Below are 14,720 nucleotides of genomic sequence, written 5' to 3'. Positions count from 1 at the left end.
GCCCGGCCCGCATACTGGACCCATGGCCAGGTCCTGGATCCTGCACGTCGACCTCGACCAGTTCATCGCCGCCGTGGAGCTGCTGCGCCATCCCGAGCTGCGCGGCAGGCCCGTCGTGGTGGGCGGTTCCGGCGACCCCACCCAGCCCCGCACGGTCGCCGCGACCGCCACCTACGAGGCCCGCGAGCACGGCGTGCACTCCGGCATGCCGCTGCGCACCGCGCTGCGGCGCTGCCCCGAGGCCGTCTTCCTGCCCAGCGACCCGCCCGCCTACGAGGCCGCCTCCGAGCGGGTCATGGCCGCCCTGCGCGAGCTGCCGGTGCTCGTGGAGGTCTGGGGCTGGGACGAGGCGTTCGTCGGAGCCACGACCGACGACCCCGAGGCGCTGGCGGCCGACCTGCGGCGGGTCGTGCTCGACCGCACCACGCTGAGCTGCTCGGTCGGCATCGGCGACAACAAGCACCAGGCCAAGCTCGCCTCGGCGTTCGCCAAACCCGCCGGGATCTACCGCCTGACCGGCGAGAACTGGGCGGAGGTGATGAACGACCGCCCGACGGACGCGCTGTGGGGCATCGGCGCCCGGACCGCGAAGAAGCTCGCCGGGCTCGGCCTGCGCACGGTCGCCGACCTGGCCGCCGCCGACCCGGCCGCGCTGGCCGGCGTCTTCGGGCCGGTCAACGGCCCCTGGTACCACTACCTGGCCCTCGGCAGGGGCGAGGCCGAGGTGGTCACCACTCCCTGGGTGGCCCGCGGTCACAGCCGCGAGACCACGTTCCCCCGTGACCTCACCGATCGCGACGCCATCGCCGGCCACGTGGCCGATCTGTCCGGGCAGGTCGCCCGCGACGCGGCCGCGGAGGGGCGGCTCTGCGCGCGGGTGACGGTCAAGGTGCGCTTCGCCCCGTTCCTGACGCGCACCCGGCAGTCCACGCTCCCGGCGCCGACGGCCGATCCCGGCACGCTGACCCGGGCGGCGCTCGCCGTGCTGGGCCGCTTCGACCTCGACCGGCCGGTCAGGCTGCTCGGCGTGGCGGTCGAGTACACCGCCCCCGAGGAGTGAGCCCCGGCCGGGACGGCCGGGGCTCATCCTTCCCCATGGTCAGAGCGGTGAGGACAAGGCTTCGTCAGCCCTACTCGCCACCCTTTTGCACATAGGAACGCACGAATTCCTCTGCGTTCTCTTCGAGCACTTCGTCGATTTCGTCCAGGATCGCGTCGACATCGTCAGTGAGCTTCTCCTGTCGCTCCTGCACGTCCGGCGCCGCCGAGGCCTCGGTCTCCTCAACTTCGGCCTCACGCCGGCCGGTCTGCTTCTGCCCGCCGGTGTCCTTGGTTGCCATGTCCTACCTCCGCTTGGGGGACTGCCTCTAAGGCATATCTTCCCCGAACCTGACGACATTTCGCGTCGAACACCCTGCGATCTTGGCGGCTTGACTGGATAGCACTCCTATCCAATAATGGATGCACCTATGCACAAGGAGATCCCGACATGTCACCTTCTTCGCTGAGCACGGCAGGTGTGCTCCTCATCACAGTCCCCGGCGTCGCGTTCGGCGGCGTGACCCTGCTGCGTTTCCTCATGCGCAACGAACCGGGCTACCTGGACAACCCCGTCCGCAGGGGGCTGTGGCGGGCCGGGCACGCGCACGCGGGCGTCCTGGTGCTGTTCAGCCTGGTCGCGATGCTGTACGTGGACCAGGCGAGCCTTCCGGACGGCGTGAAGGCGTTGACGCGGACGCTCATCGTCGCCGCGCCCATCCTGATGCCGCTGGGCTTCTTCCTGTCGGTGGTGCGGCCGCGCGACACCAAGCCCAACCGGCTGATCTGGCTGACCGCGGTGGGCGGCGCGTCGCTGGCCGTGGGCACGCTGACGCTGGGGATCGGCCTGCTGTGAGCCCCGGGGGCGGCCCGGGGCCGCTCTACTCCCCGGTGCCCGTCAGCGCGGCGACCAGGTCGGCCGCGGTGCGGCAGCGGTCGAAGAGCTCGCCGACGTGGGCCTTGGTGCCACGCAGCGGTTCGAGCGTGGGCACGCGCTGCAACGACTCCCGGCCCGGGATGTCGAAGATCACCGAGTCCCAGGAGGCGGCGGCCACCGACTCGCTGTACTGGCTCAGGCAGCGCCCCCGGAAGTAGGCGCGGGTGTCGGTCGGCGGCAGCTCGATCGCGCGCTCGACCTCTTCCTCGCTGATCAGGCGCTGCATGCGCCCGCGCGCCACGAGCCGGTTGTACAGGCCGCGGTCGGGGCGGATGTCGGAGTACTGGAGATCGACGAGCTGCAGCCTCGGGTGGGACCAGGGCAGGCTGTCGCGGGTGCGGTAGCCCTCCAGGAGCTCCAGCTTGGCGACCCAGTCCAGCTCGCGCGAGAGCTGCATCGGGTCCTCGGCCAGGCGGGTGAGCACCGACTCCCAGCGGTCGAGGACGTCCTTGTTCATCTCGTCCTGGGCGGTGCCGCGTTCCTCGACGTACTTGCGGGCCTGCTCCAGGTACTCCATCTGGAGCTGCACGGCGGTGAGCCTGCGGCCGTCGCGCATCGGGATCTCGTAGCGGCAGCTCGGGTCGTGGCTGACCGCCCGCAGCGACTGGACCGGGTTCTCCACGGCCAGGTCGCGGGTGAGGAAGCCCTCCTCGATCATGGCCAGGACGAGCGCGGTGGAGCCCAGCTTGAGGTAGGTGGAGATCTCCGACATGTTGGCGTCGCCGATGATCACGTGCAGCCGGCGGTACTTCTCGGGGTCGGCGTGCGGCTCGTCGCGGGTGTTGATGATGGGCCGCTTGAGCGTGGTCTCCAGGCCGACCTCGACCTCGAAGAAGTCGGCGCGCTGGCTGATCTGGAAGCCCTCGCCGCGGGAGTCCTGGCCGATGCCGACCTTGCCCGCGCCGGTGACGACCTGCCGGGAGACGAAGAACGGCGTCAGGTGCCGGACGATGTCGGCGAACGGCGTGGCGCGCCGCATCAGGTAGTTCTCGTGGCAGCCGTAGGAGGCGCCCTTGGCGTCGGTGTTGTTCTTGTAGAGCTGGATCGGCGCGTTGGACGGGACCGCCGAGGCGCGGGTGGCCGCGTCGTACATGACGCGCTCGCCGGCCTTGTCCCAGATGACCGCCGCCCGCGGGTTGGTGCACTCCGGCGAGGAGTACTCCGGGTGGGCGTGGTCGACGTAGAGCCTGGCCCCGTTGGTGAGGATGACGTTGGCCAGCCCGAGGTCCTCGTCGGTGAGCTGGCTGGGATCGGCGACCTCGCGGGCCAGGTCGAAGCCGCGCGCGTCGCGGAGCGGGTTCTCCTCCTCGAAGTCCCAGCGCGCTCTGCGCGCGCGGGCCGCCGAGGCGGCCAGGTAGGCGTTCACGACCTGGGAGGAGGTCACCATCGCGTTGGCGCCTGGCTGACCTGGTACGGAGATGCCGTATTCGGTCTCGATGCCCATCACCCGACGCACCGTCATGCAACACCCTCTGTTCGTCCGGATCTGCCTATCCGCCGTTTATATGCCCGAGCCTATGCCCTTCACAGTGCCCCGAGGCCACAGAGTTATGGCACCGACGCCTTTTCAATCTGTACGGCGGAGCTTGTTGTGATTTGCGGGGATCTGCGGGGCTTGAGTAGTCGCTGGATCGGCCGTTCGGCAAAGGAGTAGATCAGATACGACAGCACGACGGCGGCCACGGTCGTGACCAGGGCCACCGTCCAGGGGGGCAGGTCGCCGGTGAGCAACGGGATGAGCGCCGCCGCGGTGACCCCATGGAAGAGGTAAAGCGGGTAAGTGGTGGCCCCGAGCGCGGTGAGCGTCTTCGAGGGTTTGAGCCGGATCAGGCCGAGGGCGACCAGGGCCATGGCGATGAAGATCAGGGTGATGGTGACGATCACGCTGGTGTCGGTGACGGGCATGTTCTTGAACCCGGCGGCGTCGATCCGGCGGTGCACGCGGCCCAGCGCGGCGGGGATGGCCATGGCGTACCCGGCGGCGACGTACAGCCACGGGAGCAGGGCCTTGCGGTTACGGTGGATGAGATACAGGGCCATGCCGGCGACGAAATAAGGGGCGTAGTCGGGCATGAGGATCTCGTTCAGCAGGTCGTTCTCGATCATCCTGGCGGCCAGCGCGGCGGCCAGCCAGACGCCCGAGAAGACCAGCACCCGCCCGTACGTGACGCCCACGATCACCAGGATCGCGATCAGCAGGTAGAAGCGCAGCTCGGCCCACAGCGACCAGTAGACGCCACTGGCGTCGGCCACCTTGAACAGCCGCTGGAACATGGTGGCGTTCACCAGGTACTGGCCTGGTGAAAGTTTTGGGTCCAGCGCGGTGGCGCCGGTCAGCCCGTACAGGGCCGCCACGGCGCCGAGGCTCAGCCAGTACGCCGGATACAGGCGCACCAGCCGCGACCGGGCGAACGCCCCGAGCCCCCGCCCCCAGACCGTCATGAGGATGACGAACCCGCTGATGACGAAGAACAGCTCCACGCCCAGGATGCCCAGCCCGGCGAAGGGCGCGAGCGAGGGGAACAGCGCGGCGGGCCTGGCCCCCCAGACCGAGGCGAAGGCCACCAGATAGTGGAAGGCGACGACCGCCAGGGCGGCGATGAAGCGCAGGAGGTCGAGTTCGGCCAACCGGCCGTCTCCCCGAGCATGCTTTGGCCGGTTAGGTTGGTGCACGCCCTTTTGACGACCCTGTGATCACTTTGGTTCCACAGGTCCCTCTGTTCCCACCAGCAACACGCGTGAGGCGGGGCCCAGAGCGATCGCCTCGCGGGTGCCCGGGTCGAGGGCGAGCAGCCCGGCGGCCCCCGCCGCGCCGCACTCCGACAGCGCCACCCCGCGCCCGGCCAGCAGGGCGGCGGCCTCGGCGGCCTGCTCGTCGGCCACGGTGACGAACAGGTCGGCCTGACGGCGCAGCAGGTCGAAGGCGATCAGGGACGGTTCGAGGCAGTCGAGCCTGCCCAGCCGGGTCGGCGCGCCCGCCGAGTGCACCGGCTCGCCCGCGCGGGCGCTCTCCAGCAGGCAGGGCGCGCCGTCGGGCTCGACCACGACGATCCTGGGCAGCTCGCCCCACCGGTCGCGCGTGTACCCGGCCGCGGCGGCTGCCAGCCCGCCGACCCCGGCCTGCACGAACACGTGCGTCGGCGGGATCTCGATCTCGTCGAACAGGACGGTGTAGCCGCGCATGACGTCCAGCGGGATGTCGTGGTAGCCCTCCCAGGAGGTGTCGGCGACCAGGCGCCAGCCGTGCTCCTGGGAGGCGTGCAGGGCGGCGGCCAGGCTCGCGTCGTAGTCGTCGCCCTCGCGGACGACGTCGGCGTCCAGGGCGCGCAGCCGGTGCGCGAACGGCTCGGGGACCTGGTGGCTGAGGTAGACGACGCAGCGCGCGCCGAGCTCCCTGGCCCCGGCCGCGACCGAGATGCCGTGGTTGCCGGCGCTGGCGCAGACGTACGTGGTGCCGCCGCCGTCGCGTTCGGACAGCCGGTGCACGGCGTAGGCCCCGCCGAGCGCCTTGAAGCTGCCCAGGCCCATGCGGCCGCTCTCGTCCTTGACGTGCACGGTGCCCGCCCCGGCCAGGTCGGTCAGGGTGTGCACGGGCGTGGGCCGGTAGGCCGGGTGCCGGGCGAAGTGCGCGCGGGCCTGCCGGGCGTGCCCGACGCCGATCAGCTCGCGGTCGCGTTCGGTGGAGGGCGTGCGGCCGGGGTTGAAGAAGTGCATGATCGCCATGCTAGGACGGGCCGGGCGTCGTTCCCCGGCACCCGGGCGGGTGTCACGTGGAGCGGTCGCGGGCGGCGGCCACGGCGGCCTGGCCGAGGCTGAGCCCGCCGTCGCCGGGCGGCACCCGGGTGTGGGTGAGCACCCGGAACCCGGCCGCGCGCAGGCGCTCGACGGTCCGTTCGAGCAGCAGCGCGTTCTGCAGGACGGCGCCCGACAGCGCCGTGGTGTTCAGGCCCGTGCCGTCCCTCAGCATGACGCAGCAGCGTACGACGGCGTCGGCCACGCCGTTGTGGAAGCGGCCCGCGATCGTGCCGGGGTCGATCCCGGCCGCGACGTCGGCGGCGGCGGCCCGTACGAGGTCGGCGGCGTGCACGACGAGCAGGTCGCCCTCGGTGATGGTGGCCGCGTACGAGCCGGTCTCGGCGGGGTCGGCGCGCTGTTCGAGCTCGGCGGCCGCCTGCCCCTCGTAGGTGACGGTGTCGCGGATGCCGAGCAGCGCCGAGACGGCGTCGAACAGCGGGCCGGCGCTGGAGGTCATGGGCGCGCCCACCCCGGTACGGGTCCGGGCGAGCACGTCGGGCCAGTGGGCGGCGTTGCGGCGGACGACGTCCAGGCCCGGGTGCTCGTCGCGCAGGTAGGCGGCGGCCATGCGCCACGGCTGGCGGACCGCGGCCGCGCCGCCGGGCATCGGGACCAGGGCCAGGTGGCCGAGCCGGGTGCAGGAGGCCAGGTCGGCGCGCAGGAACTCGCCGCCCCACAGCGTGCCGTCGAGGCCGTGGGCGGGCCCGTCGAGCGCCACCCCGATCACCGGGCCCGTCTCGCCGTTGTCGGCCAGGCAGGAGGCGATGTGGGCGTGGTGGTGCTGGACGCCGACGAGCTCGACGCCGGTCAGCTCCAGGGCGTGCCTGGTGGACAGGTAGCCGGGGTCGAGGTCGTGGGCGACGACCTCGGGGCGGATGTCGAACAGGCCGCAGAAGTGGTCGATGCCCTCGACGAAGGAGCGCAGGGTCTCCTGGTCGTCCAGGTCGCCGAGGTGCTGGGACAGGAACGCGCGCCGGCCGCGTACCAGGCAGAAGGTGCTGCCCAGCTCGGCGCCGCAGGCCAGCACCGGGCGGGGCGCGGGACGGCGCAGCGTGAGCGGCTCGGGCGCGTGGCCGCGGGCGCGGCGCAGCACGGTGTGCCCGCCGGACCACGGGCGCAGCACGGAGTCGTCGGCGCGCACGTGGATGGCCCGGTCGTGCACGAGGAAGGCGTCGGCGATGCCGCCGAGCCGGGTGACGGCGTCGGCGTCCTCGTGGGCGATGGGCTCGTCGCAGACGTTGCCGCCGGTCAGCACCATGGGCTCGGCCAGCTCCCGGAGCAGCAGGTGGTGCAGCGGCGTGTAGGGCAGCATCAGGCCGAGGTCGCGCCTGCCGGGCGCGACCGCGTCGGCGACCGGCGCGCCGGGCAGCCGGGGCAGCAGCACGACCGGGCGGGCGCGGCCGGTGAGCAGTTCGGCGGCCTGCCCGTCGACCGCGCACAGGCGGCGGGCCTGGTCGAGGTCGGCGACCATGACGGCGAACGGCTTCTCCGCGCGGTGCTTGCGGGCCCGCAGGGCCGCGGCGGCCTCCTGGTGGGCGGCAGGCACGGCCAGGTGGAAGCCGCCCAGGCCCTTGACGGCGACGACGCGGCCGGCCCGCAGCAGGCTCGCGCAGGCGGCGATCGGGTCGCCGCACAGGTCGGCGCCGCGCGCGTCCAGCAGGCGCAGGGACGGGCCGCAGGCCGGGCAGCAGGTGGGCTCGGCGCGGAAGTGGCGGTCGCCGGGGTCGTGGTACTCGGCCGAGCAGTCGGCGCACATCGCGAACCCGGCCATGGTGGTCAGCAGCCGGTCGAAGGGCACGCCGCGCACGACGGTGAAGCGCGGCCCGCAGTTGGCGCAGGCGACGAACGGGTAGCGGTGGCGGCGACCGGCCGGGTCGGCCAGCTCACGCAGGCAGTCGTCGCAGGTGGCGAGGTCGGCCGGGACGAGGGCGCGGCGCGGGCCGGCCGGGTCGCCGGCGGTGATGGTGAAGCCCCGGTGGCCCGCGGGCGCGCCGCTGACGACGGTGACGCTCTCGATCTCCGACAGGGCCGGCGCGTCGCGCTCCAGCGCGGTCAGGAACTCCTCGACCCCCGCCAAGGCGCCCTCGACCTCGATGAACACCCCCTCGACGTCGTTGCGCACGCGCCCGGCCAGGCCGAGTCTGCTGGCCAGCGAATACACGAAGGGGCGGAAGCCCACGCCCTGGACGACGCCTTCGACGCGGACGTCCACCCGTTTGCGGACTGTCACAGGCCCCAGTGTGCGCCTCATCGAGCCTGCTTGTACGGCGGATGACGCGTGTCGCGCGCCCCTTCTGACGGCAGGCGCCCCACGTCGGGCCCCGGCGAGCCCCCAGTGGGCGCACAGCGGACATGGAAAGGGCCGCGCGGTCGGCCGCGCGGCCCTTTCCAGCTGCTTCCCTACAGGTACTGGCCGGTGTTGGCGACCGTGTCGATCGAACGGCCGGCCTCGGTGCCCTGCTTGCCGGAGACCAGCGTGCGGATGTAGACGATCCGCTCGCCCTTCTTGCCGGAGATGCGGGCCCAGTCGTCGGGGTTGGTGGTGTTGGGCAGGTCTTCGTTCTCGGAGAACTCGTCGACGCAGGCGGTGAGCAGGTGCTGCACCCGCAGACCCTTCTGGCCGCTCTCCAGGAACTGCTTGATGGCCATCTTCTTGCCCCGGTCGACGATGTTCTGGATCATCGCGCCCGAGTTGAAGTCCTTGAAGTAGAGGACTTCCTTGTCACCGTTGGCGTAGGTCACCTCGAGGAAGCGGTTCTCCTCGCTCTCGGTGTACATGCGCTCGACCACACTCTGGATCATGCCGTGGATGGTCGCCTCGCGAGAGTCGCCGTGCTCGGACAGATCGTCGGGGTGCAGGGGAAGCTCGGCCAGCAGGTACTTGGAGAAGATGTCCTTGGCCGCCTCGGCGTCGGGCCGCTCGATCTTGATCTTCACGTCCAGGCGGCCGGGCCGCAGGATCGCGGGGTCGATCATGTCCTCGCGGTTGGAGGCGCCGATCACGATGACGTTCTCCAGGCCCTCGACGCCGTCGATCTCCGACAGCAGCTGAGGGACGATGGTGTTCTCCACGTCGGAGGAGACGCCGGAGCCTCGGGTGCGGAAGATCGAGTCCATCTCGTCGAAGAACACGATCACCGGGGTGCCCTCGGAGGCCTTCTCACGAGCCCGCTGGAAGACCAGGCGGATGTGCCGCTCGGTCTCGCCGACGTACTTGTTGAGCAGCTCCGGGCCCTTGATGTTGAGGAAGAAGCTCTTGCCCGACTGGCCGGTCTTCTCGGCGACCTGCTTGGCCAGCGAGTTGGCGACCGCCTTGGCGATGAGCGTCTTGCCGCAGCCGGGCGGGCCGTAGAGCAGCACGCCCTTCGGGGGACGGAGCTTGTGCTCGCGGAACAGGTCGGCGTGCAGGTAGGGCAGCTCGATGGCGTCCCTGATCTGCTCGATCTGCCGCATGAGCCCGCCGATCTCCTCGTAGGAGATGTCGGGGACCTCCTCGAGGACGAGCTCTTCGACTTCGGACTTGGGTATGCGCTCGTAGACGTAGCCGGAGCGGGGTTCGAGCAGGAGCGAGTCACCGGCCCTGATGGGCTGGCCGACCAGCGAGTCGGCCAGTCGTACGACGCGCTCCTCGTCGGCGTGCGAGATGACCAGGGCCCGCTTGCCCTCGTCCAGCAGTTCCTTGAGCATGACGATCTCGCCGACCTCTTCGTAGCCGAGTGCCTCGACCACGTTGAGCGCTTCGTTGAGCATGACCTCCTGGCCACGCCTCAGCGAGTCGACGTCGACGGCGGGGCTGACGTTCACCCGGAGCTTGCGCCCTCCGGTGAACACCTCGATCGTGCCGTCTTCTCGGGCTTCAAGGAAGGTGCCGAAGCCGGACGGCGGCTGCGCCAGCCGGTCGACCTCCTCCTTGAGAGCGACGATCTGGTCCCTGGCCTCCTTGAGTGTGGCCACCAGGCGCTCGTTCTGGCCGGTCACGGCCGCGAGATTCGCCTGTGCCTCATGGAGACGCTCTTCGAGGACTCTGGCCTGACGGGGTGACTCGGCCAGCTTCCGCCTCAGCGCGGTGATCTCCTCCTGCAGGAAGGAGACCTGTGTTGAAAGATCAGCGACCTCCCGTTCGCGCTGCGCGGCTCGAGCCTCAGCATCATCGCGAGCTGCCACGCCCCGTCACCTCCTTCCCAGTCGAGGGCGACTACTAAGGACCTTACCTATCTCGGGCCCCTCCGTAACCTGGCCGGGCAGTGTTCGTCGAGTGACATGCAGTATTCGGTGAATAATCCCCAATGGTGCGTTTAATACTCCCAGCATATGAACACGGCGATCTGTTCCCGTGTCACGCACCAACGCACCCTCGTGGCCAAATTGTCATAGTTCCTCAGTGGTTCCCTTCGGTCGGCGGCGTCGCGGTGGCGGCGTCACTCCGTCTGCCATGCGACGGGCGCTGACGAGGAAGCCGGTGTGGCCGATCATCCGATGATCGGGACGAACCGCGAGCCCTTCGACATGCCAGTCGCGAACCAGGGTCTCCCACGCATGAGGCTCGGTGAAACACCCGTGATCGCGAATGGCCTCCACGGTCTTGGACATCTGGGTCGTCGTGGCGACGTAGCAGCAGATGACCCCGCCGGGGGTGAGGGCCTTGGCGGCGGCGTCGACGCACTCCCAGGGGGCGAGCATGTCGAGGATGACGCGGTCGACGTCGGTCTCGTCGATCGAGGAGACCAGGTCGCCGAGGGCCAGGCGCCAGTTGTCGTCCATGGGGCCGCCGAAGAACTTCTCCACGTTCTTGCGGGCCACCTCGGCGAACTCCTCGCGGCGCTCGTAGGAGGTCACATGGCCCTCGGGGCCGACGGCGCGCAGCAGGAAGCAGGTCAGGGCGCCGGAGCCGACGCCGGCCTCGATCACCCGGGCGCCGGGGAAGACGTCGGCCATGCCGACGATCATCGAGGCGTCCTTGGGGTAGATGACGGCCGCGCCGCGCGGCATCGCGAGCGTGTAGTCCTGCAGGAGGTGGCGGAAGGCGAGGTAGGCGGTGCCGCCGGAGGACCGCACGACGGAACCTTCAGGCTGCCCGATCAGGTCGCTGTGCGGGATGGCGCCCTTGTGCGTGTGGAAGACGCCGTCCTGCTTGAGCGTGATCGTGTGGCGCTTGTTCTTGGGGTCGGTGAGCTGCACCTGATCCCCTGCCTGGAACGGCCCATGCCTGCGGAAACCCATGGTGGCAAGGTTATATGGGTTTCTCCCGCGTCCGGACGCACGGTATCTATGGGAGATGCTCCCGCGCGACGTGATCTCCACCGGCCCCCTGATCCTGCGAATGCCCGCCGAGCCCGACGCCGAGGCCGTCGCGCGCACGATGGACGATCCCGTCACCGCCCGGCATCTGCCGCTGCTGCCCTCGCCGTACCGGGCCGAGGACGCCCTCGCCTACCTGAAGTACGCCGAGGACAAGTGGGAGTCGGGCGGCGCGGAGTGGGCCGTCACCGAGGACGGCCGCTACTGCGGCGCGATCGGGGTCCGCCCGCCCGACCGCTGGGGCACGGCCGAGATCGGCTACGTGGTGGCGCCCTGGGCGCGTGGCAGGGGCGTGGCCGCCCGGGCCGCCAGGGCGGTCGCCGACTGGCTGGCCGACCAGGGGGTGCACCGGGTCGAGCTGCAGGCCGAGGTGGAGAACGTGGCGAGCCTCAAGGTCGCGCTCAAGGCCGGGTTCCGCGAGGAGGGCCGGCGGCGCAGGGCCAGGCGGCTGCGCGACGGGCGGTGGGCCGACCTGGTGTCCTTCGCCAGGATCGCCGGGGAGCCGGCGCCGGCCGACGAGCCGTACCTGCCCTTCTTCGACGGCGGCGAGCTGAACGACGGCGTGGTGCGGCTCGTGCCGCTCTCGGTGGACGACGCCGCCGAGTACCACCGGATGATGTGCGACCCGAGCGTGACGGCCTACTCCCTGACCCCGCCGGCCTCCCTGGCGGAGGACGAGCAGCGCTGCCGCTGCACCGGCTACTGGTGGGCCACCGGCCAGCGGATCGAGCTGGCGATCAGGGACGCGGCCACCGGCGCCTTCGCCGGGCACCTCCAGCTCATGCAGGTCGCCCCCGTGCTCGGGCAGGCCATGATCGGCTACTCGCTGGTGCCGGCCTTCCGCGGCAGGGGGTTCATGACCCGCGCGGTGCGGCTCCTGGTCGACTGGGCGTTCGCGCGCACGTCCCTGCACCGGATCGTGGCGGGCACCGACGTGGTGAACACGGCCTCGCACGCGGTGCTGGAGCGCGCCGGTTTCAGCAGGGAGAGCCTGCACCGGGAGCTGTTCCCGAAGCCGGACGGCACGCGGGCGGACGACGTGGAGTGGGTGCGGCTGCGGTCGTCGTGAAGGGCTCGGCCAGCCTGACCTCCTAAATGCGGAAAAATCGCAATTTCCTGTTGAGGGGTAGTCAAGAGCCGCGTCGAGGGTGATACTCCGGGGCACCGTTCGGAGTTTCGCGTGACCGGGCCGCGCGATCTCTTCCCCCTCTACCCGAGGGAATCACCGCGATGCCAAACAACCGTGTCGATATCGCCATGCGTGACCTCATCTCCGCGTTCTCCTGCCTGGAGATCGCCGACGTGATCGATCGGCTCGCGCGCGCCGCGGCCGTCGTGGCGGGCACCGCGTACGCGGGGTTCGTCCACGTGGACGTGCTGCGGCGGGAGGCCCGTCCGGTGCACGTCCACGCGCCGCCGGGTGACCCGCTGCGGGTGCGGCGGTGGCTGACGGAGTCGGGGGTGCTGAAGGAGCTGGCCGTCGTGGAGGAGGCCCTGCGGCTGGCCCGGGACGAGACGATGGGCGAGCCGGGGTTCCTGGCCGTCCCGGTGCCGGCGCAGGTGCGCGACCACACGTTCGTGTGGGTGGCGGGACGGGGGTTCCAGGAGGGGGACGAGCACCTGCTGGGCCGGTTCGCGACGGCGGCGGGGCGGGCGGTGGAGGGCGCGCGCGGGCTGGAGACGGCCGTGCGGCTGTTCCGCGGCGTACGGACCTTCCGGCCCGGCTGACCCTTTGGACGGCCCGGATCCCGCTTTCCGAGAGGGCCGCCGATCAAGTCCGGACTTTTCCGGAAACGTCACGCAGCGTTCGCAGGAAATGCGTTCTCCGGTCCCGATATTTCGCATTCAGACGGGAAATATCAGGCATTATCCAAGCAATTCCAGCAACGGCTCCCCGGCACACGAACGCCCGCACTCCCGGCGAGGGAATGCGGGCGGACGGGACCTCGATCAGCCCCTCGATCAGCCCCTCGATCAGCCCCGGTGGGCCTCGAAACGCAGGGTGCGGGAGACGCCCACCCGGACCGTCGTGCCGGGCGCGATCGTGACCGGCTCGTTGGGCGGGATGTCGTAGAAGTTGGGGTCGCCGGGCGGCTGGATCTGGGTGCCGTTGACCGAGCCCAGGTCGACCAGGTTGACGTCCCAGCCGTCGAGGGCCACCCGCAGGTGGCGGCGCGAGACCGAGCCGTCGGGGCTGGTGACCTTGGCCGGCCTGGCCGAGCCGCCCGCCACCTCGGGCGCGCGCTCGGGATCACGGCCCAGCAGGTAGTCGCTCTCCAGCGGCAGCGCCGTGCCGTCGTCGAGGATGAGCACCCCGAGCGAGGGCCGCGGCCCCTTGTACGGCACCAGCGTCCGCTGCACCAGGGCGATGCCGCAGACGGCGCAGTAGGGCACCCTGGGGTCGTTGAAGTGGTCGTTCTTGCAGTCGACCCCGTAGACCAGCGGACGGTCACCGTGGTCGCCCTGCTGCTCCTGCGGCGGCGGCCCCGGGTGGTCGAAGTGCTCCGGCGGGCCCAGCACGGGCGGGGCCGGCTGGTCGAAGTGGTCGGGCGGGCCCAGATGCTGCTGCTGGTGGTCGGCCATGCCGCTGCCGGCCGGCGGCAGGTCGTCGTAGGAGGGGAACTGCTGCGGGGGCTCGGGGTGGGACTGCTCCTGCGGGGGCAGATAGGGAGGCTGGTCCTGGGGCGGGAGGTAGGGCGGCTGCTCGTGGCCGAACGGCGACTGGTCCTGACCGAAGGGCGGCTGGTCGTGCCCGAACGGCGGCTGGTCCAGCGACGGAGGGCCGGAGTGGGGGCCGGACGGGGGGCCGGGGTGCGGGACGCCGGCCTGCGCGCCCGAGGGCGGGCCCTGCTGGACGAGCGGCGGCTGGTCGGCCAGCGGGTAGGGAGGCCGCTCGACCGGTCGCTCGACCGGCGGCTCGACCGGCGGGGCCAGGTCGGGCTCCATGTGCAGGCCCGTGTTGGGCAGCTCGCTGGTGAGCGGCCTGGACCGGTCGGGCGCCTGCGCCTGGGGACGTACGTGCACCGGCTGGTCGGTGAGGTCGCCGATCAGGCCGCCGCCGTGGACGACGCCGCCCTCGAAGCCGACCGCGGGATGCGCGGCGCCGGCGCCGGGCAGGGTGAGCTCGACGCGCTCGACCGGGCCGCTGATCAGCCGGTCGGCCCAGGTCAGCGAGTCGCTGCCGGCCAGGCGCGTCTCGCCGCCCGAGGTGCTGACCGAGGCGGACGCGGAGCCGCTGACCAGCACCGCCACGCCGCCGCCGACGGGACCGGCGACCGCGCACGTGACCGGGTCGCCCGCCATGTTGGCGGCCAGCACCTGCGCCGCGCGGCGGGCCAGCGCCCGGCCGTCGCCGCCGGAGGCGGCGGTGTCGCGCAGCGCCTCGATCAGGCCGTCGGCGGCCGTCTCGCCCGCGTCGCACACCAGCAACAACCCGCCGACGTAGGCGACGAGCCCGTCACCGGGAAGGGGACGCACCACTCCGAAGCCCTGGCCGCTCATGCGCCCTCCCTCATGACGACCGTGCTGCGCTCATCGGTGCCCTCGCTGCGCTCGGTCACTCAACTCTCCTCCCCGGAAGCCGGCGATATTACGGCACCCGCACTGCCGTGCCGGCCACCAGCCATACGCATACCCAGGCGACGTGCCCGTG

At 71.4% G+C, this 14,720-nt stretch carries 12 protein-coding genes; 4 read left to right on the top strand and 8 right to left on the bottom strand.

Annotated elements, in window-relative coordinates; all coding sequences use genetic code 11:
- The first annotated feature begins 22 nt into the window (after positions 1–22).
- On the top strand, positions 23–1,060 hold the full coding sequence (locus AB0J97_RS32240) for a DNA polymerase IV (RefSeq protein ID WP_364095618.1): 1,038 nt from the start codon (positions 23–25) through the stop codon (positions 1,058–1,060).
- Positions 1,061–1,130: 70 nt separating this feature from the next.
- Here the strand turns inward: AB0J97_RS32240 and AB0J97_RS32235 are convergent, their stop codons facing one another.
- Positions 1,131–1,340: a ubiquitin-like protein Pup gene (locus AB0J97_RS32235; RefSeq protein WP_132622197.1), complete on the bottom strand. Its 210-nt coding sequence runs from the start codon at positions 1,338–1,340 to the stop codon at positions 1,131–1,133.
- Positions 1,341–1,489: 149 nt separating this feature from the next.
- On the opposite strand from AB0J97_RS32235, the gene AB0J97_RS32230 reads away from it, so the two are divergent.
- Positions 1,490–1,894, top strand: coding sequence for a hypothetical protein (locus AB0J97_RS32230; RefSeq protein WP_357706957.1), 405 nt, complete (start codon positions 1,490–1,492; stop codon positions 1,892–1,894).
- Between the two features lie 25 nt (positions 1,895–1,919).
- Here the strand turns inward: AB0J97_RS32230 and dop are convergent, their stop codons facing one another.
- From dop to AB0J97_RS32200, 6 genes are all read right to left on the bottom strand, one after another.
- The gene (gene dop, locus AB0J97_RS32225; RefSeq protein ID WP_357706958.1) at positions 1,920–3,437 is read right to left on the bottom strand and encodes a depupylase/deamidase Dop; all 1,518 of its coding nucleotides are present in this window, start codon (positions 3,435–3,437) and stop codon (positions 1,920–1,922) included.
- Between the two features lie 86 nt (positions 3,438–3,523).
- A complete protein-coding gene (locus tag AB0J97_RS32220) occupies positions 3,524–4,603 on the bottom strand; it encodes an acyltransferase (RefSeq protein ID WP_364095613.1) in 1,080 nt (359 codons plus the stop codon).
- Positions 4,604–4,669: 66 nt separating this feature from the next.
- On the bottom strand, positions 4,670–5,689 hold the full coding sequence (locus AB0J97_RS32215; RefSeq protein WP_364095610.1) for a pyridoxal-phosphate dependent enzyme: 1,020 nt from the start codon (positions 5,687–5,689) through the stop codon (positions 4,670–4,672).
- Positions 5,690–5,741: 52 nt separating this feature from the next.
- Positions 5,742–8,000, bottom strand: a complete 2,259-nt coding sequence (gene hypF / locus AB0J97_RS32210; RefSeq protein WP_364095607.1) for a carbamoyltransferase HypF — start codon at positions 7,998–8,000, stop codon at positions 5,742–5,744.
- 170 nt (positions 8,001–8,170) lie between these two features.
- Positions 8,171–9,934: a proteasome ATPase gene (arc, locus tag AB0J97_RS32205; RefSeq protein WP_357706964.1), complete on the bottom strand. Its 1,764-nt coding sequence runs from the start codon at positions 9,932–9,934 to the stop codon at positions 8,171–8,173.
- A 204-nt stretch (positions 9,935–10,138) separates the two neighbouring features.
- On the bottom strand, positions 10,139–10,990 hold the full coding sequence (locus AB0J97_RS32200; RefSeq protein WP_357706966.1) for a tRNA (adenine-N1)-methyltransferase: 852 nt from the start codon (positions 10,988–10,990) through the stop codon (positions 10,139–10,141).
- A 55-nt stretch (positions 10,991–11,045) separates the two neighbouring features.
- Here AB0J97_RS32200 and AB0J97_RS32195 point away from each other — a divergent pair, with 55 nt between their 5' ends.
- Positions 11,046–12,137, top strand: a complete 1,092-nt coding sequence (locus AB0J97_RS32195) for a GNAT family N-acetyltransferase (RefSeq protein ID WP_364095604.1) — start codon at positions 11,046–11,048, stop codon at positions 12,135–12,137.
- Between the two features lie 188 nt (positions 12,138–12,325).
- On the top strand, positions 12,326–12,796 hold the full coding sequence (locus AB0J97_RS32190) for a hypothetical protein (protein ID WP_364095601.1): 471 nt from the start codon (positions 12,326–12,328) through the stop codon (positions 12,794–12,796).
- A 246-nt stretch (positions 12,797–13,042) separates the two neighbouring features.
- On the opposite strand, the gene AB0J97_RS32185 is transcribed toward AB0J97_RS32190, so the two are convergent.
- Complete coding sequence (locus tag AB0J97_RS32185) at positions 13,043–14,569, bottom strand: FHA domain-containing protein (RefSeq protein ID WP_364095598.1); 1,527 nt, start codon at positions 14,567–14,569, stop codon at positions 13,043–13,045.
- Between the last annotated feature and the right edge of the window lie 151 nt (positions 14,570–14,720).

It is taken from the genome of Nonomuraea sp. NPDC049607 (genome assembly GCF_040675375.1).
Classification (GTDB): Bacteria; Actinomycetota; Actinomycetes; order Streptosporangiales; family Streptosporangiaceae; genus Nonomuraea.
The sequence above is the reverse complement of the archived record's forward strand: the minus strand, read 5'-3'. Positions and strand labels throughout refer to the sequence as shown.

Bases quoted from the DNA above. Each gene is read 5' to 3' on its own strand.
- AB0J97_RS32240 (WP_364095618.1), top strand. From the start codon at position 23: ATGGCCAGGTCCTGGATCCTGCACGTCGACCTCGACCAGTTCATCGCC.
- AB0J97_RS32235 (WP_132622197.1), bottom strand. From the start codon at position 1,340: ATGGCAACCAAGGACACCGGCGGGCAGAAGCAGACCGGCCGGCGTGAG.
- AB0J97_RS32230 (WP_357706957.1), top strand. From the start codon at position 1,490: ATGTCACCTTCTTCGCTGAGCACGGCAGGTGTGCTCCTCATCACAGTC.
- dop (WP_357706958.1), bottom strand. From the start codon at position 3,437: ATGACGGTGCGTCGGGTGATGGGCATCGAGACCGAATACGGCATCTCC.
- AB0J97_RS32215 (WP_364095610.1), bottom strand. From the start codon at position 5,689: ATGCACTTCTTCAACCCCGGCCGCACGCCCTCCACCGAACGCGACCGC.
- AB0J97_RS32200 (WP_357706966.1), bottom strand. From the start codon at position 10,990: ATGGGTTTCCGCAGGCATGGGCCGTTCCAGGCAGGGGATCAGGTGCAG.
- AB0J97_RS32195 (WP_364095604.1), top strand. From the start codon at position 11,046: ATGCTCCCGCGCGACGTGATCTCCACCGGCCCCCTGATCCTGCGAATG.
- AB0J97_RS32190 (WP_364095601.1), top strand. From the start codon at position 12,326: ATGCGTGACCTCATCTCCGCGTTCTCCTGCCTGGAGATCGCCGACGTG.
- AB0J97_RS32185 (WP_364095598.1), bottom strand. From the start codon at position 14,569: ATGAGCGGCCAGGGCTTCGGAGTGGTGCGTCCCCTTCCCGGTGACGGG.